This is a genomic window from Mucilaginibacter xinganensis (assembly GCF_002257585.1).
GTDB lineage: Bacteria > Bacteroidota > Bacteroidia > Sphingobacteriales > Sphingobacteriaceae > Mucilaginibacter > Mucilaginibacter xinganensis.
Map to the genome: position 1 here is coordinate 1,361,326 of NZ_CP022743.1, position 19,105 is coordinate 1,380,430.

24 protein-coding genes are annotated in these 19,105 nt (G+C 42.6%); 16 read left to right on the forward strand and 8 right to left on the reverse strand.

Annotated elements, in window-relative coordinates:
• Positions 1–2 precede the first annotated feature (2 nt).
• Both MuYL_RS05935 and MuYL_RS05940 read left to right on the forward strand, forming a co-directional pair.
• Positions 3–218: a hypothetical protein gene (locus MuYL_RS05935; RefSeq protein WP_094569654.1), complete on the forward strand. Its 216-nt coding sequence runs from the start codon at positions 3–5 to the stop codon at positions 216–218.
• Positions 219–434: 216 nt separating this feature from the next.
• Positions 435–1,007, forward strand: coding sequence for a pentapeptide repeat-containing protein (locus tag MuYL_RS05940; protein ID WP_094569655.1), 573 nt, complete (start codon positions 435–437; stop codon positions 1,005–1,007).
• 287 nt (positions 1,008–1,294) lie between these two features.
• Here the strand turns inward: MuYL_RS05940 and MuYL_RS05945 are convergent, their stop codons facing one another.
• From MuYL_RS05945 to MuYL_RS05960, 4 genes are all read right to left on the reverse strand, one after another.
• A complete protein-coding gene (locus MuYL_RS05945) occupies positions 1,295–2,137 on the reverse strand; it encodes a hypothetical protein (RefSeq protein WP_094569656.1) in 843 nt (280 codons plus the stop codon).
• The gene (locus tag MuYL_RS05950) at positions 2,137–2,880 is read right to left on the reverse strand and encodes a hypothetical protein (RefSeq protein WP_094569657.1); all 744 of its coding nucleotides are present in this window, start codon (positions 2,878–2,880) and stop codon (positions 2,137–2,139) included. The genes MuYL_RS05945 and MuYL_RS05950 overlap by 1 nt, the downstream gene beginning before the upstream one ends.
• 72 nt (positions 2,881–2,952) lie before the next feature.
• On the reverse strand, positions 2,953–3,375 hold the full coding sequence (locus tag MuYL_RS05955) for a hypothetical protein (RefSeq protein ID WP_094569658.1): 423 nt from the start codon (positions 3,373–3,375) through the stop codon (positions 2,953–2,955).
• A gap of 106 nt (positions 3,376–3,481) precedes the next feature.
• On the reverse strand, positions 3,482–3,670 hold the full coding sequence (locus MuYL_RS05960; RefSeq protein WP_094569659.1) for a hypothetical protein: 189 nt from the start codon (positions 3,668–3,670) through the stop codon (positions 3,482–3,484).
• 233 nt (positions 3,671–3,903) lie between these two features.
• Here MuYL_RS05960 and MuYL_RS05965 point away from each other — a divergent pair, with 233 nt between their 5' ends.
• Positions 3,904–4,605, forward strand: a complete 702-nt coding sequence (locus MuYL_RS05965; RefSeq protein ID WP_157740639.1) for a S24 family peptidase — start codon at positions 3,904–3,906, stop codon at positions 4,603–4,605.
• 319 nt (positions 4,606–4,924) lie between these two features.
• Here MuYL_RS05965 and MuYL_RS05970 read toward each other — a convergent pair whose 3' ends face one another.
• From MuYL_RS05970 to MuYL_RS05980, 3 genes are read right to left on the reverse strand one after another with little or no spacing between them, the layout of a single operon-like run.
• A complete protein-coding gene (locus MuYL_RS05970; RefSeq protein WP_094569661.1) occupies positions 4,925–5,851 on the reverse strand; it encodes a DUF5777 family beta-barrel protein in 927 nt (308 codons plus the stop codon).
• A gap of 11 nt (positions 5,852–5,862) precedes the next feature.
• Positions 5,863–6,261 carry a hypothetical protein gene (locus MuYL_RS05975; protein ID WP_094569662.1) on the reverse strand — a complete coding sequence of 133 codons (399 nt, stop codon included), beginning with the start codon at positions 6,259–6,261 and terminating at the stop codon, positions 5,863–5,865.
• A 39-nt stretch (positions 6,262–6,300) separates the two neighbouring features.
• On the reverse strand, positions 6,301–7,632 hold the full coding sequence (locus MuYL_RS05980) for an ethylbenzene dehydrogenase-related protein (protein ID WP_094569663.1): 1,332 nt from the start codon (positions 7,630–7,632) through the stop codon (positions 6,301–6,303).
• A gap of 415 nt (positions 7,633–8,047) precedes the next feature.
• Here MuYL_RS05980 and MuYL_RS05985 point away from each other — a divergent pair, with 415 nt between their 5' ends.
• From MuYL_RS05985 to MuYL_RS06015, 7 genes are all read left to right on the forward strand, one after another.
• Positions 8,048–8,383 (forward strand): DUF6616 family protein, encoded by a 336-nt coding sequence (locus MuYL_RS05985; protein ID WP_094569664.1) that lies wholly within the window; start codon positions 8,048–8,050, stop codon positions 8,381–8,383.
• Between the two features lie 87 nt (positions 8,384–8,470).
• A complete protein-coding gene (locus MuYL_RS05990; protein WP_094569665.1) occupies positions 8,471–8,929 on the forward strand; it encodes a hypothetical protein in 459 nt (152 codons plus the stop codon).
• Between the two features lie 69 nt (positions 8,930–8,998).
• Entirely contained in the window at positions 8,999–9,772 is a 774-nt protein-coding gene (locus MuYL_RS05995; RefSeq protein ID WP_157740641.1) for a DUF5995 family protein, read from the forward strand.
• 47 nt (positions 9,773–9,819) lie between these two features.
• Positions 9,820–10,428, forward strand: a complete 609-nt coding sequence (locus MuYL_RS06000) for a hypothetical protein (RefSeq protein ID WP_157740643.1) — start codon at positions 9,820–9,822, stop codon at positions 10,426–10,428.
• A gap of 71 nt (positions 10,429–10,499) precedes the next feature.
• Positions 10,500–11,000: a GNAT family N-acetyltransferase gene (locus MuYL_RS06005; RefSeq protein ID WP_094569668.1), complete on the forward strand. Its 501-nt coding sequence runs from the start codon at positions 10,500–10,502 to the stop codon at positions 10,998–11,000.
• A 141-nt stretch (positions 11,001–11,141) separates the two neighbouring features.
• Positions 11,142–11,540 carry a hypothetical protein gene (locus tag MuYL_RS06010; protein WP_094569669.1) on the forward strand — a complete coding sequence of 133 codons (399 nt, stop codon included), beginning with the start codon at positions 11,142–11,144 and terminating at the stop codon, positions 11,538–11,540.
• A gap of 161 nt (positions 11,541–11,701) precedes the next feature.
• Positions 11,702–12,064 carry a helix-turn-helix domain-containing protein gene (locus MuYL_RS06015; RefSeq protein WP_094569670.1) on the forward strand — a complete coding sequence of 121 codons (363 nt, stop codon included), beginning with the start codon at positions 11,702–11,704 and terminating at the stop codon, positions 12,062–12,064.
• 41 nt (positions 12,065–12,105) lie between these two features.
• Here the strand turns inward: MuYL_RS06015 and MuYL_RS06020 are convergent, their stop codons facing one another.
• A complete protein-coding gene (locus MuYL_RS06020) occupies positions 12,106–12,744 on the reverse strand; it encodes a DUF47 domain-containing protein (RefSeq protein ID WP_094569671.1) in 639 nt (212 codons plus the stop codon).
• A gap of 300 nt (positions 12,745–13,044) precedes the next feature.
• On the opposite strand from MuYL_RS06020, the gene MuYL_RS06025 reads away from it, so the two are divergent.
• The 6 genes from MuYL_RS06025 (at position 13,045) to phoU (ending at position 19,011) form a co-directional block, all read left to right on the forward strand.
• Positions 13,045–14,421, forward strand: a complete 1,377-nt coding sequence (locus tag MuYL_RS06025) for a hypothetical protein (RefSeq protein ID WP_094569672.1) — start codon at positions 13,045–13,047, stop codon at positions 14,419–14,421.
• Between the two features lie 111 nt (positions 14,422–14,532).
• Complete coding sequence (gene pstS, locus MuYL_RS06030; RefSeq protein WP_094569673.1) at positions 14,533–15,582, forward strand: phosphate ABC transporter substrate-binding protein PstS; 1,050 nt, start codon at positions 14,533–14,535, stop codon at positions 15,580–15,582.
• A 116-nt stretch (positions 15,583–15,698) separates the two neighbouring features.
• The gene (gene pstC / locus MuYL_RS06035; RefSeq protein ID WP_211710243.1) at positions 15,699–16,613 is read left to right on the forward strand and encodes a phosphate ABC transporter permease subunit PstC; all 915 of its coding nucleotides are present in this window, start codon (positions 15,699–15,701) and stop codon (positions 16,611–16,613) included.
• 4 nt (positions 16,614–16,617) lie between these two features.
• A complete protein-coding gene (pstA, locus tag MuYL_RS06040; protein ID WP_094569675.1) occupies positions 16,618–17,463 on the forward strand; it encodes a phosphate ABC transporter permease PstA in 846 nt (281 codons plus the stop codon).
• Positions 17,445–18,203, forward strand: a complete 759-nt coding sequence (gene pstB / locus MuYL_RS06045) for a phosphate ABC transporter ATP-binding protein PstB (protein WP_094569676.1) — start codon at positions 17,445–17,447, stop codon at positions 18,201–18,203. The genes pstA and pstB overlap by 19 nt, the downstream gene beginning before the upstream one ends.
• Before the next feature lie 115 nt (positions 18,204–18,318).
• Entirely contained in the window at positions 18,319–19,011 is a 693-nt protein-coding gene (gene phoU / locus MuYL_RS06050) for a phosphate signaling complex protein PhoU (RefSeq protein WP_094569677.1), read from the forward strand.
• Positions 19,012–19,105: the final 94 nt, after the last annotated feature.

Below are 19,105 nucleotides of genomic sequence, written 5' to 3' on the forward strand. Positions count from 1 at the left end.
CCATGGAAAAGAAATTTGTTTTAGGCGACGTAGTGGTAATGATTGCCGACGGCCCCAAAATGGCTGTTGAAGGCTACTTTTTAAACGAAGACACCAAAACCGGCACACTTACCGAAAGCGATGAACTGGTTAATGTGGTTTACTACGATGGCTCGGAATTTAAACGCGAAACTTTTCACCAGGACCTGCTGCTTTTTATTGATGAAGTAGAGGGGTAGGGGAAGTGCATGGTCAATAGTGCATAGACCAAAGACGATAGTGCATAGACCATGGTCGATAGTCCATAGACCATAGAGGGAAATCAGGGACTTGTTTATATATTCCTTATCCTTAATTTAAAGCAATAATCTTAACTTTTCCTATGGGCTATGGACAACAATATCCAATCTTTTTACCATGGTCCATCCACTATGGACAACAAATAACCAATCACAATGAATGCCCTTGTACAAGACGATAAAACCTTTGAAGATGAAAGCTATGCCGGCACCACTGTAAGCGGCAGGGAGTTTAATAACTGCACCTTTAAAAAGTGCGATTTCAGCAGCGGTAATTTTTCCGGCAATAAGTTTATCGATTGTGTATTTGATGGCTGTAACCTGTCGCTAATGAAGCTGGCCAAATGCACCTTAAGCAGCGTTGAGTTTAAAAACTGTAAGATCCTCGGTGTAAACTTTACCGACTGTGCTGACTTTTTGTTCAGCGTTGGGTTTGATGGTTGCATATTGGATTACTCGTCGTTTATGCTTAAAAAGATGCTGAAGACCAAATTTAGCAAATGCACTTTAAAGGAGGTAACCTTTACCCAGGCCAATCTGGCCGGCTCGGTATTTAGCGATTGCGATTTGAACGGCGCCGTATTTAACCGAACCGACATCAGCAGCGCCAACTTCATCACTGCCTACAACTACGACATCGACCCCGAAATAAACTCCGTTAAAAAAGCCAGCTTTTCGGCACAGGGGATCCATGGGTTGTTGAGCAAGTACCAGTTGAAGATTGTTTAGTTTACGGCATCGTAATGTTTTATTATGATAAGCATCGCTACAAGCAGCGATGCAAGTAAGGCCATTGCAAGCCAAGGGTTGGGTTGTTTAATTAAGTTCATGTTGGTGAGTTTTATTGATGTTGATATTGCGAAATACTGATAAGAGATTTGTTATGGGGGCTTTGTCATTCTGAGCGGGAGCGAAGAATCTTCAGCGCCGGACATGAACGCCAGACAAGGACAGTGACTGCTTATCAATCGTATAAGTTCCTCCGCTGCGTTCAGGATGACAAAGGCTTTTGCCAGCTAAAAACATTCCCGCTTTTTCTCTATCATTTTATCTAAATCAGCCTCGTCCAAAATAACGCCATTCAAAAAAGCATCCAGCGCCAGTTTTTTTGCGCGCATTTTGGCGAGGGTAAACAGGCGGTCGTTAATACCGGCATGCGCAGTCATCACAGCTGTATAGGCTTCAATATCCATTTTAATAGCTGCACGCTCTATATAGGGCGAGATCATTAGCTTGTACTTCAATTCTGCTATCAGCTCGCGGACGGCGTCGGCCATCATGTCCTGCTTTTCGGCAATCGTGAATTGGATGAGTTTTATCCGGTCTAAAAAATCATAAACTACCGTTGCTATGGCCGAATTGTCCTTTTTGTCTTTTTTGCGTTGCAGGGCATAAAGGGCGTTTTGTTTAGCTGTTTCAAATTGCGTTTGAAGATCGGGCACCGGCCTGGGTACATCGTCAATTACACTTTCTTTAACAATGTTGGTCCGCTTTTCCGAAAACAGGTATTGCTCAATAAATTTCAGGAAGGTTACCACGCTAAGGCCGTAAAACTCGCCAAACCTGCCCCTCACCCCCTGCGCTATAGCTTCCGGAATCTCATTTAAGCGGATAGCCGGATGATACTTTAAAATATTGTCGGTAAGCTCATTCACCAGGTAGTTGCGGTCCTCATCGCTTATTTCTTTGGTGTTGGTATCGGCAAATGCTTTGGCAACGTTAATTCGTACGGTATCGAACAAGTCGCGTTTAGGCAGGTTTTTAATCATGTCCCGCTTTAAAATAGCCCAGCCGGCAGTGTTCTTATTGCTTTTCCCTAACCGCTGATCACTAATCTCTAATCTCTTTCCCCCCTCCATTACTCCTCCCTCATTTCAACGTTAGCAAATTTAAGGGCTGCAGCAACACCGCGTAACGGCTGCACACCGGCCGGGCGACTGTAGCTTTCTTTTTTGGCGCAACTTTTTTCTTTTTGTACCGCAGCCAGGTGTTTAGGCAACCAATAGTAAAAGTTGCGCGCTATTTCTTCAATGGTTTTGTTGTTAAGGTCGCCAAGATCAATTTTTGAATTATAAAAAGTTTCAAAAAAAAGGCGCATGGCATTGTTATCAAGGCCAAACCTGTCTTTAAGCAGGCGATTATTCTTTGTCTCCACGTAAAAAACAAAAGCCTGGGCGCAGCTTATTACTACTGCTTGTTTTGGTTTTGGTTTACTGTTTTTATTTAGTGTATCATTACCTGTAACAAAACCCGGATCACCACCCGGCTCGCAACCTGTACTGTTGTTGCCTGTAACCGGTTGATTTCTATCGCGATAGATAAGCTCAAGATCGGTTAGGTTATAGGTTACGTTTGGTGTGCCGTTTACCGACCTGAAATTAAGGATTCCGGCCTTTTTAAGTTTGCTGCGCGATCTGAAAAAAGTAGCCCTCGAAAGGTGCAGATCAGCCATTACTTTGGCGTTATTCCGTTTAAAGGGGTTTATCCAGTTGGTGCTGTTACAAACTTCCAGCAGGTAAAAGTACAGGGCTGTATCGGTACTGTTTAAGGCGTGCTTATTGTGCAGCAGCCAAAAGCCTTTTATTTGTGCAATGTAGTTCATTTGATTTGGGATGTCAGATTTTCTAATTCGGATTTATGTATTATGTTTTTTATGCTAATTGGCATATATGGATCAATGTAAAACCATATCATCGCCCAGGGTTTGGCTTTCAATTAACTGGGTAAGCAACAGCCTGAGCACGGTATCGCGGGTATGCTGCTGTTCGTATAGCGAGGCATCGTCCTGGTACCAGCGGATAGGGGAATTGATCTCTATCCTGTCTTTATACACATAGTTTTTTGTTGGGTGCATTTGTGAGCCCTCGTAGCTGTTTAGCTGTTCCTCTTTTATAATTTTAGCGAATTGTTTTGCCGGGATGTCCACCTGCAGGCATTCGTCAAGCGTGTTCTTAAAATCGTGCTTGTCTTCCAGCCAAAGGGTTAGTGTTTCTTCAGTAAGGTCGTGGTCGGCAATGGTGATGCGGTTGTAATCGTAATCAACCGAGATGATGAGCCACCACAGTTTGTCTTTCAGTTTTTGAGAGATCTTTATCATTGTTGTTGGGTTAGTCCATGGTCGATGGTCAATAGACCATGGTATGTTATTGAATTTAGTTATGCATATTTAAGCTATGGACTATGGTCCGTCGACTATCGTCTCTTCAACGAAACTTCGGCATCCAGCCGGGCAGGTACTTTTGAATGGCTTCAATTTCATGGCTAAAATTAATGCACACTTGCTGGTAGGCCCGGTAGCGCAGCAGCGCCTCGTTTTCGGGTTCCTGCTGGTGCGAGCGGCTTTGCTGAGGGTTGGTATGGGTTTTAGCGATAGCGGAGTAGGCGAGGTGCATAAGCTGAAGTAGTTTGCGATGCCCGGGAGCACCTGTTAAATTAAAATATTTAAAAGCGTAATTTTTTTTGTGCCGGGTTATACCGCCGGCGGCCTTGGTTTATATTCTGTATATTCTTTATGCATTGTTTGGATTTTTAATAAATTTAAAATATCTTAGTGAAATATTGTGATACAAATATAAAGAAATATCTGTATTTAAATAAAGAAAAAATAAAAATATTTTTTATTGTTATGGATGAGCAGGCAAAACCCAATAAAATTAAAACCATAAGGCCCGAAACGCTGGAGTTTATTATACTTTATAACCAGCTTCGTGGTAAGGCGTTCAATGGCAATGCGGAACTTGCCGAGGCGCTGGGGTTTAACTCGCCGAGTTCAATTACGGAGATAATAAAGAGCCGGCAAAACATTGATCCAGAAAAATTAAAGATATTTAAAGAAAAATACAGTGATTTCTTGCTCGCTAAGAAAAATACAGCTTATTCTGAGACTTCGGTAGCAAAACGGGTATTTGAGGGCATCCCGATGTATGAAATAATTGCTACCGCATCGGGTGTTGAGGTTTATAACGATATTAATGACACGCGGCCGGTTGGGCACATGAACTTTCCGGGTATTGAGGAATGCGACTTTGCGCTGCCGGTGTGGGGCCACTCTATGTACCCTTACCTGGAGAATGGCTGCTGGGTGGCGCTCAAAATAATTCATGATAAAAAGATCCTGCCCGGCGAGGTGTATTATATTGAATGGGGCGACTACCGCATGTACAAGCGCCTGCTGGTTGGCGATAATGACGACGAGGTGATTGCCCATTCAGACAATGTTACCGAAATGGTAGGCAGCCGCCTTAAATACGCGCCCTTCGTTATTAAAATTGAAGAAATTAAAAAGCTGTGCCTGGTGAAGGACATTCACAAGAAACATAATCATTAGGAAAGGATTAGCGGCTGGGGATAATTACAACCTAAAACATTACATTTTAATCATTAGCCTCATTTATAAATTCAATAAGCACATGGGCCACAAGCCAGGGACACTTGCGGCAGCGGAGGACAGTAGAGCAGCCCTGCCCCAAAGCTACAACACCTAAAGTTCAACTACTCAAAAGCAATATCCCCATATAATTAAAAAAAAATACTGCCCGGCAGATAACCTGCCGGGCAGTATTTTTAATTTGTAAGTGGAGTTTTTATTTGCTCTGCAATTAGTTAAAACGCCAAAATAGGCGAATTATTAATCCATTATTGCAGACCTAAAAATTCCATAGCCTTGAAATATTAAAGCCAATTAAAAACTGCCCTCTTTTGTAATCGTTCTGGTTATACAGGTTGTTGTTTTGCGGTATTAATGAGCTGTAGTTGCCAAAGAATATTTCAAAATCGTGACCGCTGGTCTTCATCTCAATCCCGAAGCTGATACCCGGGTGCGGGTTGTCGGCGGGGTGTTGGGTAAGGGGCTGGTCGTAGTTTACAATAATTGCGCTGCCGTCAGATATTTTATACCGGCCTGCCACCGAAACAGCAAAGTGGTCATTTTTCCATTTCGGCTGCACTTTTCCGGCATCGTCCAGGTACCCTTCCAGGTTGTTGAAGTGCGACATGCTCGGGCTTACCTGTACCGAAAACTTTTCATTAACCTTTCGGGCAATAATGATCTGGTTGAAAAAGCTAAACCTGTCCGACGCGTTTACAAACAGCGTGGTAGCATCTTTTGCGCGGGTATCCATGGCTGCATTGCCGTAATAGGTAATACTAACGGGTATGGCACCATCTTTTGTTTGCTTTATGATGGCGTATTTAAGGTTCCCGTCAACTATCATGTTTTCATTAGTAACGCCGAAACCTACCTGCAGGTTATTTATTGGCGTGTAACTAAATCCAAGCCGCATGGTAGCGCCTCCAAACAAACCGTACAGGTTTGAAATCCCCTTTTTTATGGTACCGAACCTGTGCTGAATATCAAACTCAAACGTTCCTTTTATGGGCACCATTACACTTTGGTTATCTATCAGTAAGTTACCTTCAAAAGTGTTTTTTACGTATGATTTCTTTTTAACAGCAGTTGATACGGCTGTTGAATCCTGCGCCATTAAGCGGCCAAAACTGCCGCAAAGCACAATCACCAGGCATATCGTTGCCAAACGGGTAATTGATGAAGGACATATATATTGTTTTTTCATGAGTTGGGTTTTTAATTGTTTTTAGCGCCCTGTTTGATCCATGCAAGCATTTTGGCGTTTAAATTTGATGGATTATTTGCACTGCCAAGTGGCATGGAAACTGCCTTTTTACCCGTGATCCATAAATACACATCACTTTTTTCGGGCGTGCTGGTATTGATCAGGCTGCCGCCGGTTAAAACAGTGTAAGCTGTTGCCGCAGATAAATTAGGGGCCACCGGACCGCTATGGCATCCGCTTATTGCACAGCTGCTGGTTAGTATAGGCTGAATGTCTTTTGAAAAACTTACGGGCGTGGTTATTGCGGGCGAATTGTCTTCAAGTACAGTTGTAGTTTTAGTACAGCTATATATGGTGAACGTTAATTGCGCAGCCACTATAAACCCTATTATTTTTATTTTTTTTGACATGATCTTTATTTTTTAGCTTATGAAAAGAACTGCCAGGTATTACTTCTTAAAGGTTAAAGTAAGATTTGGTTGAATACCGTGTTGATTGTTTGATTTGTTCCATATAGCAAACCCAAATTGCTGATCTTTTAAGCCAGACATGTCAACGTCTTGTTTCAGGCCATCACTTGTTTTTAACAGGCGTTTGTATTCTACAATCCAGCCCGTGCCGGTGTAAATTGCGGCGCCTGTAATATCAGCCCTGGCGCCCAAAAGTGGTGAGGCAATATAACTTGGGAAACATTTAGGGCCATCGCCACCTAAAACGGCGTCGCCGGTACGCTGGTAATCAGTACCTGAGTTAGGGTCAATTGAACCACCGTTATAAGTTAATACCCCGGTTGAACTTACGCCGGTAATTTTTACAGCTTTGCCGCCTGCAAGGGTATCAGTAGCCAATACATAATAATAGTTATCGCCATTGGGCAGTATCCACATAGGTACGCTTACTTTACTGCCGGTACCGTCTAATTTTAAAGTTTGTTTGTTATTTAAAGCGCCTTGTGCCGGGGCCACTGTATAGGTTGGGGCATAAGGGAAATTTGCTGAGGTACCTGTTACCACAAGCCCGTCAACATGGCGGCCATTTCCTGAACCACCCACCAAACCGGTTACGCCTGGTCCGCCGGCCCAATCCTGATAATCATCATCAATTTGTTTAAAAACAATGTCGCGGGATAAATGCCCCCACCACATATCAATTTTTTCGCTTGCGCCATTGGTATAGTGGTTGCCCTCGCCTGCATTTGATACTTGAACAGCGGGGTTAACAGAATAATTGGTATAAGGGGTAAATATGTGGCAGCTTGCATAGCAGGTTTGCGTTAAAAACAATGGTGTTGAATTGTCAATGTTCCATAACATGGCAAATTTATCTTCGCCAAAACCGTCTCTGGTAACGTTACCGTTCGAGTCGAATTTTTTGCTGGTAGGTTCCTGTGCCCAAAGCTGTGTTGCGGGGTCAAAATACCAGGTAGCAACAAAAACGCTTTTGTCGGCATCGGCCCATTCTGCTAAAAAGTAAACATATTTATCATCGTACATTGACCGTAAGGTTGCCGGGTATTGCTGCCCGTTATAACCCGTGAACAATCCATTACCCGGGTACGGAACCGCGGGCGTGAAATTCAATTTAGGCGCACTGTTCCACGCCGACTCAATACTGCCGTCGATATTAGGCGCTGTTGAGGTTTTAACTGATACAAGGGTAGTTGTGCTGGCTCCGGAGGTAGGTATAATTACCTGGTCCTTTTTGGTACAGCTTACCAAGTAGCCCATTACACAGGTTAGTGTAGCTACTACCCAAAATTTTCTGCTTTGTAGAAATTTCATAATTGCTTTTTATTAGGTGACTTAGATAGTCCGTTAACTGCCGCAAGCTACAACTGTATTTTTGACATAAATATGACACTTGTCACTTATAAAAATGACCCTATGTAATAAAAGCACAGTGGATGCGTTTTTAAATGTTTTTTTGGCGGAACGCAGGCTTTTGGGGGATAATCCGGTATTTTTAATTTGCCTTGAGATTAGGGGGAGAAATAATATAAAATACTCTTTTTGATTTAAATTCCATAAACGAATTCTTTAACATTGAGCCAAATGAGCTTTCGAAACTGGTTAAATTTATTTGTCAACCCCAACCTTAACAGCAAAAATAATCTTCCCAACTTTTCCAGCTCCCGCTCCACTTATTTCGTTAATTATCAGTAGTATTGGTAAACCAATTATCTAAATCACGTTTGTTATGAAATACTACATTGAGGCATGGAGCGCCCGGCAGTTGTGGCTGGATCTGGCACAGGAAGAAAGAGGCGCTTACATGGCGCAGCTTGCCCCGGCAATACAACAACTCATTGACCAAGGAGTGGAAATAATAAGCTGGGGTGCCAATGATGCCGATACAGATAAGCGGCTGAACTATGATTTTTTTGCCATCTGGAAGTTCCCGTCTGACGAGGTGGCCAAAGGCTTTGAAGCGATGGTTGGCGCCGCCGGCTGGCACAATTATTTTGAACAGCAAAACCTGAAAGGTGACCCGGCCAGTCCGCAGGACATTATAGGGAAGCTTATTAGTATGTAGGTAGAAGTCCGGAAGAAAAATGGGAAATATAGGCTTTCAGCCGCTAATTACTTATCTTTCGGACTTGCTGACTTTACCCGCCAGGATATGATCCCGACCAAATACCCATACAGCCTGAGTTTTAGCCTCGCCAGTTTTTTGGTGATGCTGGCATTAATGCTATTGTTGCTTACCAACGTGTTAGGCAGTAGCAGTAAGGCCGGCTGGCTGGTTTACGGCCTGTTTGTAATAGTTTTTATTTTGGTGGGCGCTTTGCTGATTGTAAAACGCATTGTACCGGCCATTAAAGGCAACACGGCGCTGGAGCTGAACGAAACCTGCATTATTGACTACATCCGCAACATCACTATCGACTGGAAAGATATCAGCCAGATCAGTATGGTGCATGGCAGAAGCTCGGCACAGATCAGGGTCAGCCTGAAATGGGTGTCGGATCATGGCAGCGAAATAACCATTCCACTACGCTTTGTTAAAGGGAACGATAACGATATTTATAATACCGTAAACGCTTATTTTAACAGGGCAGCTGGCGATATCGTTTTATAATATTATTTTTGGTTGGGCGACGGTAATTTGCTGCAGCTCAATAGTTACCTGTACCTTAAAACACCTGTTATGGCAGCCAGCACAATTGATGATGTACTTACCCAACTGGAAAGCGTTATTGCCGAAAGCATAAAAACCAACAGCCGGATGGGGTATTTTGCGGCCCTGTATTATAAGGTAACCGCCAGCGTAAAGGATGGGATTGCAAAGGGGCAGTTTGAAGACGGCGCCCGCATGGAGCAGTTTGATGTGGTGTTTGCCAGCCGTTACCTGGATGCTTTAAGCGCCTGGAAAAACAAGCAGCCGCTGTCGCTGTCGTGGCAGGTGGCGTTCCAGGCTACTGAAAGTTCGTCGGCGCTGTTGTTGCAGCAACTGCTGCTGGGTATGAATGCGCACATTAACCTTGACCTGGGCATTGCCGCGGCAGAGGTTTCGGGCGGGCAGATGGACGGCGTAAAAAAAGATTTCGACGCCATAAATACCATCATCTCGGCCTTAACTTACCAGGTGATGAATGACATTGACCGGATGTCGCCCCTGCTATCATTACTGGGGCTGCACTACAACAACCAAACTTCTATCCTGATCCAATTCAGTATTGATAACGCACGCGACGGCGCCTGGTGCTTTGCCGAAGACCTGATCACCAGGCAAGGTGCAGCTTACGCAGCCTGTATTGGCCAGCGCGACCAAACCATAAGAAAACTTGCCGACGGACTGATCCACATGCAGGGTTTTATGCGCTTTACTGTTTGGGTGATCCACCTGTTTGAGTGGAAAAGCCCTTCGAGAATTACCAGGGCATTGCACGAAGATGGCAAGGCGAAAATTGTGGTGCGCTAAATTGATTCCGCATTAAGAAAAGGGTTATTAAATATTAATTACACAAAATGAATTGGATAAAAAAGTGGATGTTTTGCCTATTGCCATTTATGCTGACATTAACTACGGGCTTCGGGCAAAAAACTGCTGATACAGTAGTAAATTACCTTGGCACAGGTGAAATAATAACCATTAATAAGCTGGAGTATAAGTTATCATGGAGCGCGCACCCGGTGGATAATTATTATAAGCAAGAGTATATTCCCGTTAGCGAGAAGCCGGATCAATATAAGAACATGGTGCTGGTTGAATTTTTATTGATAGATACGCCTGCAAAAAATATAGTGAATTTAAAAGCCATTGAAATAGTTACACGAAAGAAAACCGACGCGGTGGCTAACTTTATGTTGCGGCAGAAACCTGAAACAGGTGAGTATTTACTTGACTTTATATTAAGCGCCGGCAGCGGTGATAAAGTGTCTGTAGTGGAGTTGAATGCTTATCGTTATAAAAACTATACAGACAAAGCCGGGCATAAGGGTGTGCTGTTGTTTGCGTTAAGCAGAAGGGCTTACGGGGATGATGTAATGCCGTTTTTAAAAAATTTGAATAACGAACGGCATAATATTACAAAGGACATTACTAAAGTAGATTTTCCAGAAGTAGCGGTAAAGTAAGGCGGCAATACCCGGCTTCTTATCAAACGTAATTGGGTTTAATTTTAAAATAAGTAACTATTTTTGGCGCTATGATCATCCGCCTGGCTCAACTTGCCGATATTCCCCAGATCCTGAAACTTATTGCCGGCGTAGTGCCTGTTATGAATGCTGCCGGTAATATGCAATGGGACGATACCTACCCCAATGCCGAAGTTTTTGAAAAAGATATTGCCCTTAAACAGCTTTGGGTTGCCGAACTGGAAGGCAGCGTTGCGGGTATCACCGCCATTACTACAGATCAGGAACCGGAATACGCCGAAGTTGGCTGGGATATTACCGAACCTGCAATTGTTACCCACCGGCTGGCCGTTAGCCCCAAATGCCAGGGCAGGGGAGTTGCCGCAGCGTTGCTGGTGCAGGCAGAGGTGGTAGCCATTAACCGCGGCATTAAAATATTAAGGGTTGATACCAATACCAATAACCAGGCCACACAAAAGCTTTTCCCTAAGCTGGGTTACCAATATTCGGGCGAGATTGGCCTCGGTTTCAGGCCCGGGATGCGGTTTTTGTGCTATCAGAAGGTTTTGTAGTTAACCGGTTGATGGCCGGGATCTTAAATGCTTCACCGGCAAAAAAAATCTAAAAATAACGTAACTACTTAGCAACCACTAACGTAAAAGTATATCAATAATCATAAATGTTTGATTTAGGTATTGGTAATCTTTAAAACGATGGATGTTTTCTTTTTCTTTTTGGTAGCCGGGGTAACCATCATAGTATTGATATTAAAGTTTGATAAAAAGCAGACGGTAAAGGTTAATTCAGTTTTAAAAGAAAGCAGGCAAACGCCTCCGATGTTTTTATTGAAATCAACAGAGCAAAAAATAGCCACGCTTAAAAGTATGCTGCGCTTTGATGATGCGCCGCAAAATATGGCAGCTGCAGCAACCATGGCGGGACTTTACAATAATAAAAGCGAAAATTTAAGGCTTTCAAAAGTGCAGGAGCTTAAATTACTTTCGTCAAAATATAATAATGGCCAGATGTCTATCGAGGCTTACAATGTAAGGCTTGATGAACTGATGGATCAGGTACAGCAGCACAGCAATGAATTTGTGCTGGCCAGTTAAGTTTTTTTAGTTAGTTTATAGTTGGTTGTAATGGGTTGTAAAGGTTGGGCATAACTTTTATAACCTTTTTTTTTGCATTTTATGCAGACGACTGCCTTTGCCATGCTCTTAAAAACTAACTATTGACAATCCCGCTACTTTGCTTAATATTGCAATCGAAAATGTCAGACGAAGCATTAGTAAAACGGTTAAAAGTAATTGTTAAGGAGCATGGCGGCCAGCTTGCACTTGCAGGTGCCATTGGTGTAGACCAGGGGTTCATCAGCAAGGTAATTAACAAGAAGCAGGACGTTAGCTATTACCTTATCCGCAAGCTGTGTTTTCAACTCAAATACTCGCCAGAGTGGCTGATACTGGGCACCGGCGACAAAAAGATCAACAAGCCTGAATCGGCCAAGCTGATTACCGAAATCCAGATGATGCGTACCGAAATGGACATTCTGCACGCCCGTATGCGAGCCTATGAAATGGAAATTAAGGAATTGAAAGACCAATTACTGCTGGGCGAGCGAAAAACAGGTTGATATTTTAAGGCAGCGCTGTAATGTTGAGCACCCGCGGCCGGCTACCTGTTAATCAGGATAACTTCCAGCACATCTGCAGTGCTTTTGCATTTATTTAACGTACTTTCTAACGATTGCAGGATCTCGCGGTACTTGATCAGGTTTATAGGGTCCTTATCGGTTAAAAAAAGATCGGCTAAGGCGTTATAGTAAAGGCGGTCTGCATGGCGCTCATATTCCTTTATCTTGCGGCAGGCTATTAGTATGGCATCTTCCTGGCGGTGTACCTTTAGCAGGCCAACGGCTGTTTGTATTTCGGCACAAGCCTTTTTTATTAATAGGGCAAGTTCTATAAGCGGGCTTATGAAGATGCTTATATTATAAAGGTTAATCCGGCTGGCTGCTTCTTTAATCATGTCGGCAACATCATCAATAGCGCCTGCCAATGAGTGGATATCATTGCGGTTTAAGGGGGTAAACATAATCTTGTCAAGCGCCAGGTATATTTTGTGGGTAATTCCGTCGCCCGTATGTTCCATTTTATCAATTTGTTTAAACAGCTCACCGCTTTCGGCGGTAATACCATCGCCCGTAATCCGGGTAAGTAAACCTGCCATATCAGTCATATTTCGGGCCGCATGGTCAAACTGATTGAAGAATAATGCTTTGTTGGTAAAGAAATCCTGGAATAACGCCTTCATATTCGGTTTTTAATAGGGGACGCCCAAAAATAGCGTCGGCATGTTAAGCCAACATTAATCATGTTTTGAGTAATGTTAAGTTTATGTTATCAATTTCGCATGTCCGGGTTTTTATTAAAAAAACTGTTTTTATAGCTAAATGTGCCTTTTTTGGCGTCGAAACAAGGCTCCTGATTATTCCGGATAGTTATTTTTTATAACCATATATAGCGTATTTATTATTAAAAATTAATTATTTCTTAATGTTAAGATAATGATGGCAACGCACCTTTGAACCAAAATTTATTAATCTTTAACAACATGAAAAAAACCATTACAAAACTTTTCAGTACTGCTTTATTAATAGCAATAACGCTGACTGGTTTGGCGGTAAATGCGCAAACAACTTCATTAGTTGATGCCAATGCACCGGTTGCAAAAACTAATACTACCCAGGCAGCTACAACCCAGGCTGAAGCGAAAGCTGAAACAAAAGCGGCTGCCGATACTAAAGCCGAAGCAAAAGCCCCGGTAAAAGCTGCAGAAGATACTTCATTTAAACCTGTTAGAAGGTTATGGGGTTACGCTTTTGGCGACTTATATTACAAAAGCCATGGCGATGCGTTAAACCGCGGCGGATCAAACCAGTACACCGGCATTGCTCAAAACCGTAACGGTTTTCAAATGCGCCGTATTTACTTAGGCTATGATTATGATATCAACAAAAAATTCTCGGCCGAAGTATTGTTAGCTGCTGAAGACAATGAAACTTCAAGCATCATCAACGGATCAACTTCAACTACAACAGGCGATCTTTTGGCTGATAACAAGTTAACTTTCTACATTAAGTTAATGAACTTAAGGATCCATGACCTTTGGAAAGGTACTGACCTGGTAATTGGTCAGGTATCTACACCTGCGTTCCCTTTATTATCAGAAAAAGTTTGGGGTTACCGCTCAATCGAAAGAACTGTAGCTGATATCCGTCGTACGCCTTCATTTGATTTGGGTGCTACATTACAAGGTTCATTTGACCCGGCTACCAAAAACTTTGGTTATGATGTTATGGTTGGTAACGGTACCAGCGCAAAACCTGAAACCGATATTTACAAATGGTTTTATGGCGATATCTGGGCAAAATTCTTCGACAAGAAGTTAGTATTTGACCTGTATGCTGATTATGAGCAATTAAGCCCTAATGTTGGCGCTACACCAATGGTATCACGTAACATGTTAAAAGGTTACATTGCTTACACCACTCCTGAGTTTACTTTTGGTGTTGAGGCATTTACAAACAAACTTAAAAATGGCGCTGCTGTAACCAACGCATCTGTAGTACATTTTGAAGATCAAACCGCACAGGCGATCTCTCTTTATGCACACGGCCGTTTAATTAAAGATCCAAACTCAAAAGGCGACCTGTTAGGTTTCTTCGCCCGTTTTGATACTTACAATCCTGATACCAAATTTAACCTGAACAACGGTACTTATAAAGGACAGGTTGGCAACTATGATCCAAACACAAAAGAGCAGTTTATTACTGCAGGTTTAGATTACCAGCCAACTAAAAACATCCACTTTATGCCAAACATCTGGTATAACTCATACAAATCACAAAATACAACTTTAACCGGTACTGCATTGAAAGACCATGACGTGGTTTATCGTGCTACCTTCTACTTTACTTTTGGTAAATAATAATATATCCTGAATTGCTATGCTCATTTGCTGATAGGGGCAGGTAAGCATAGCAAAACAGGTAATAAACGTTAACAGGAAACAAGCTAAAAACTCACACAAAACAAAAAAATGAAAGTAATTAAAAGTTTAAAGGTAGCCGCAGTAGCCATTGCTGCAAGCGCACTATCATTATCAGCATCGGCGCAGGATAACACCCTGCTGGGCGCAGGCAGTACATTTGTGTACCCGCTGTTCTCAAAAATATTTGCCGAGTATGCTACAAAAACCAATGTTAAAGTTAATTACCAGTCAATTGGTTCAGGCGGTGGTATTTTACAGCTAACCAATAAAACTGTTGACTTTGGCGGATCAGATGCTCCTTTAAACGCTGACCAGGCTAAAAAGATAGGTGCACCGGTTTTGCATATTCCAATGGCTTCAGGCGCAGTTGTAGTTACTTATAACGTACCGGGCCTTACTACAGGTTTAAATTTAAATGGTGCTGTTTTGGGTGATATCTACTTAGGTAAAATCACCAGCTGGAACGATCCTAAAATTGCTGCACTGAACAAAGGCACCAAATTGCCTGAAACACCGATAGTAGTTATCCACCGTTCAGACGGTAGCGGTACCTCTTTCATCTTTACTGATTATTTAACAAAAGTAAATGCTGACTGGGCTGCAAAAGTTGGTAAAGCATCAGCAGTTAACTGGCCTGCCGGTTTAGGCGGTAAAGGTAACGAAGGTGTTGCCGGTTTGGTTAAACAAACTCCGGGTGCTATTGGCTACAATGAGTTAGCTTACGCTATCCAAAACAAAATGGCTTATGCTGATATCGCTAACAAGACAGGTAAATTTATTACCCCAACGCTTGAATCAACTACATTGTCAAGCAACGTTGAGCTGCCTGCAAATGCAGAAGTGTCATTAACCAATACTGATAACCCTAAAGGTTACCCTATTACCAGCTTTACCTGGGCTTTAATTTACAAAGAGCAAAAATATAGCGACCGCAGCGCTGCAAGAGCTAAAGAGCTTTTGAAGTTATTATGGTTCAATATTCACGACGGACAGAAAAATTGTGCGCCGTTAAATTATGCGCCGCTTTCAAAATCAGCCGTAAAGGTTGCTGAAAAGATATTAAAATCAGCTACTTATGATGGTAAAGCCATTTTATAAGTTATAGATTTAAGAATCACGATATAAGAGTCAGGATGCAAGAAAAGGAGAGCTAAATCTTTATCTTGCATGCTGGCTCTTTACTCATGAATAAAGAATAACAAAACCCGAATTTTGTGAAAAATAAAAGATTAGACCTTTCTTACAGCCAAATGAAATGGGAAACCATTTTCAGGCGGATCCTGATCTGTATGAGTGTTATTTTGGTGCTGATAGTTATCGGCATACTAATAACGCTTATAAAAGAATCAATGCCTTCCATCAAATCATTAGGGATAGGATATTTATGGGGCAAGGTATGGGACCCGGTATCAAATATTTACGGAGCGTATCCGTTTTTAATAGGTACCCTGCTTACCTCATTTATTGCGCTTATCCTTTCAGTACCTTTTTCATACGCCATCTCTATTTACCTGGGCGAGTATAATCCTAAAGGCTGGCTTTCAAACCTGCTGAAAAACGCTATTGAGCTTATTGCTGCCGTTCCTTCAATTATTTATGGTTTTTGGGGGCTATTTGTTTTAGTGCCGGTTATCCGCACGTTTGAAGCAAAAATTGGGGTTGCCCCTTACGGCATTGGTGTTTTCACGGCATCATTGGTACTGGCTGTAATGATAATTCCTTATGCTGCATCACTGGGTATCACACTTATCCGCATGGTGCCTTCGCCCTTAAAAGAAGGAGCCTATGCTTTAGGCGCTACCCGTTATGAGGTTATCCGCAGTGTAATTATGCCATTTACACGGTCAGGTTTATTTGCAGGCGTACTTTTGTCGCTGGGCCGCGCCCTGGGCGAAACCATGGCTGTAACCATGCTGATAGGTAATACCAGCTCGCTTGCCCATACCTTTAAGGATGCAATTTTTGGCCCGAGCAATACCATGGCCAGCGTTATAGCCAATGAGTTTACCGAGGCCGACCATACTGTTTACCTTTCGGCATTGATTGAGCTGGGCCTGGTGCTGTTTTTTGTTACCGTGATCATTAACCTGATAGGTAAAAGGATAATTACAAAATTCACTAACAATTAACGATATGGACGTACGTATAGGAATTAGAAATACCAAGAGTATTTTATTTAAAGGTGTTATCGTCTTTTTTGCTTTCTTAATTACTATCCCGCTTATTATAGTTTTACTTTATATAATAAAACAAGGGGTTACACAGGTAAACTGGCATTTTTTAACCCATGTGCCTGCGCCCGTGGGCGAGAGCGGTGGCGGTATCAGCAATGCGCTGATAGGCAGCTTTTTAATGGTGCTGATGTCTTCTGTACTGGCTATCCCGGTTGGTATGTTTGCAGGGATTTACCTGAGCGAGAACCCAACTACCAAGCTTGCTTATTACAGCGGTTTGTGTGTTGATATTTTGCAGGGGGTGCCATCAATTGTAGTAGGTATAGTAATATACTTCTGGCTGGTAAAACCGCTGGGTACCTTCAGTGCCCTATCGGGTAGTGTGGCCCTTGCAATTATGATGCTGCCCATCGTGATCCGGTCAACAGAACAAACGCTGCGGTTGCTGCCGGCATCGTTAAAAGAAGCTGCGCTTTCATTAGGTGTGCCTTATCACCGGGTAATTTTAAAAGTTATTGTGCCCTGCGGCTTTGCAGGGATCTTATCAGGTATCATGCTTTCAATAGCGCGTATTATTGGCGAAACTGCGCCTTTATTGTTCACCGCCTTTGGTAACCCTTATTTATCGGTGTCAGTTACCAAGCCGATGGAAAGCTTGCCGCACCTGATATTTACTTATGCTACCAGCCCGTATGACGAATGGCACAACCTGGCCTGGGGCGCATCATTTATATTATTAATGTTTGTATTAATTTTAAACATAGTTACAAAACTGATTACAAGAAAATGGAACATACAGTTGTAAGCGCTAATAAATTTAATGCCTGGTTTGGCGATAATCATGTGGTAAAAGATGTAACCATAGGGATTGAAAAAAACCAGGTTATCGCAGTGATGGGTCCGTCGGGCTGCGGTAAAACAACCTTTTTGCGCTGCATAAACCGCATGCACGAGTTAATACCCGGTGCTACAGCCAAAGGAAGTTTAAAGTTGTATGACGATGAGGTTTACACCATGAACCCTATTTATGTAAGGTATAAGATCGGGATGGTTTTTCAAAGGCCAAACCCTTTCCCAAACCTTAGTATCTATGATAACGTGGTAGCCGGCTACAAGCTTAACGGGCTTAAAATGGCCAAAGCGGATATGGATAACATTGTAGAAAAATCATTAACATCAGCCGCGTTGTGGAAAGAGGTTAAAGATTCACTGCACAAAAAAGGGACCTTCCTTTCTGGTGGCCAGCAGCAGCGCTTGTGTATTGCACGTGCCATTGCCATGGAGCCTGAAGTGATTTTGTTTGATGAGCCTACCTCGGCGCTTGACCCGATCTCTACTTCGAGCGTTGAGCAGCTGTTTCATGAGCTTAAGGAAAATTACACGCTTATTATTGTAACACACAATATGCAGCAGGCGGCCCGCGTAAGCGATAAAACAGCCTTTTTTTACATGGGCGAGCTGGTGGAGTTTGACGAAACCAAGCAAATGTTTACCGCACCAAGCGATGTAAGGACACAAAATTATATTACTGGAAGGTTCAGTTAAGGTTAGGTTGAAGCGGTTTAAAAAAGTTGTGGTTGTTGTAAAAGTTAAAAGCTTTCCAACTCCTGCAACACCTACAACTGTTACAACAATTACAACATTTTAAACTAAAACAGAAATGACACCATTAGAAAACGAAATTACCGCGCTAAAGAAAGAGCTTGTTAGCATGTGGATATTGGTTCAGTCGCAGCTGAACAAAGCTAAGGACGCGATGGTCCGCTTTGATAAGGACCTTGCCCGCGAGGTTTTGATCAAAGAAAAAAGGGTAAACTCCTTTGAGCTTAAAATTGACAGGGACTGCGAGAATATTTTTGCATTATACTGCCCCGTGGCGGTAGACCTGCGTTTTTTGCTTGCCGCACTTAAAATAAATACCAACCTGGAGCGGATTGGCGATATTGCTGCTGGTATTGCACTGTACATTGTAGAGTCGTCAGTAAATTTTGAAGTAAGCGTAATGGAAAGCACTTCGCTGCTGCGCATGTACGAAGAGGCAATAAATATATTAATTGATGCCCGCACCGCTTTTGAAAAAGAAGACACCGTACTGGCCCGCAGTATCTTTAAAAGAGATGATGTGCTTGATGCTATTAACGAAAATGCACCGATTGTTATAGGCGAAGTGATTCGTGCCAACCCGAACACCATACCTGAAGCACTTTACATGCTGTCGGTTATCCGCAAGCTGGAGCGCGTGGGCGATCAGTCAAAAAATATAGCCGAAGAGATTATATTTTATGTGGAGGCTAAAATTATGAAGCACCTGGAAAGCAGCCAAAAGAGATTTGAAGGCGAAGAAGAGGATTAGGGAATTTAGATGTCGATTTCGAAATTTAAAGAGATTAATTAGGTTGATTGATTAATAAATTGAGGGCAAGGCGGATAGTGATATCCGCCTTTGT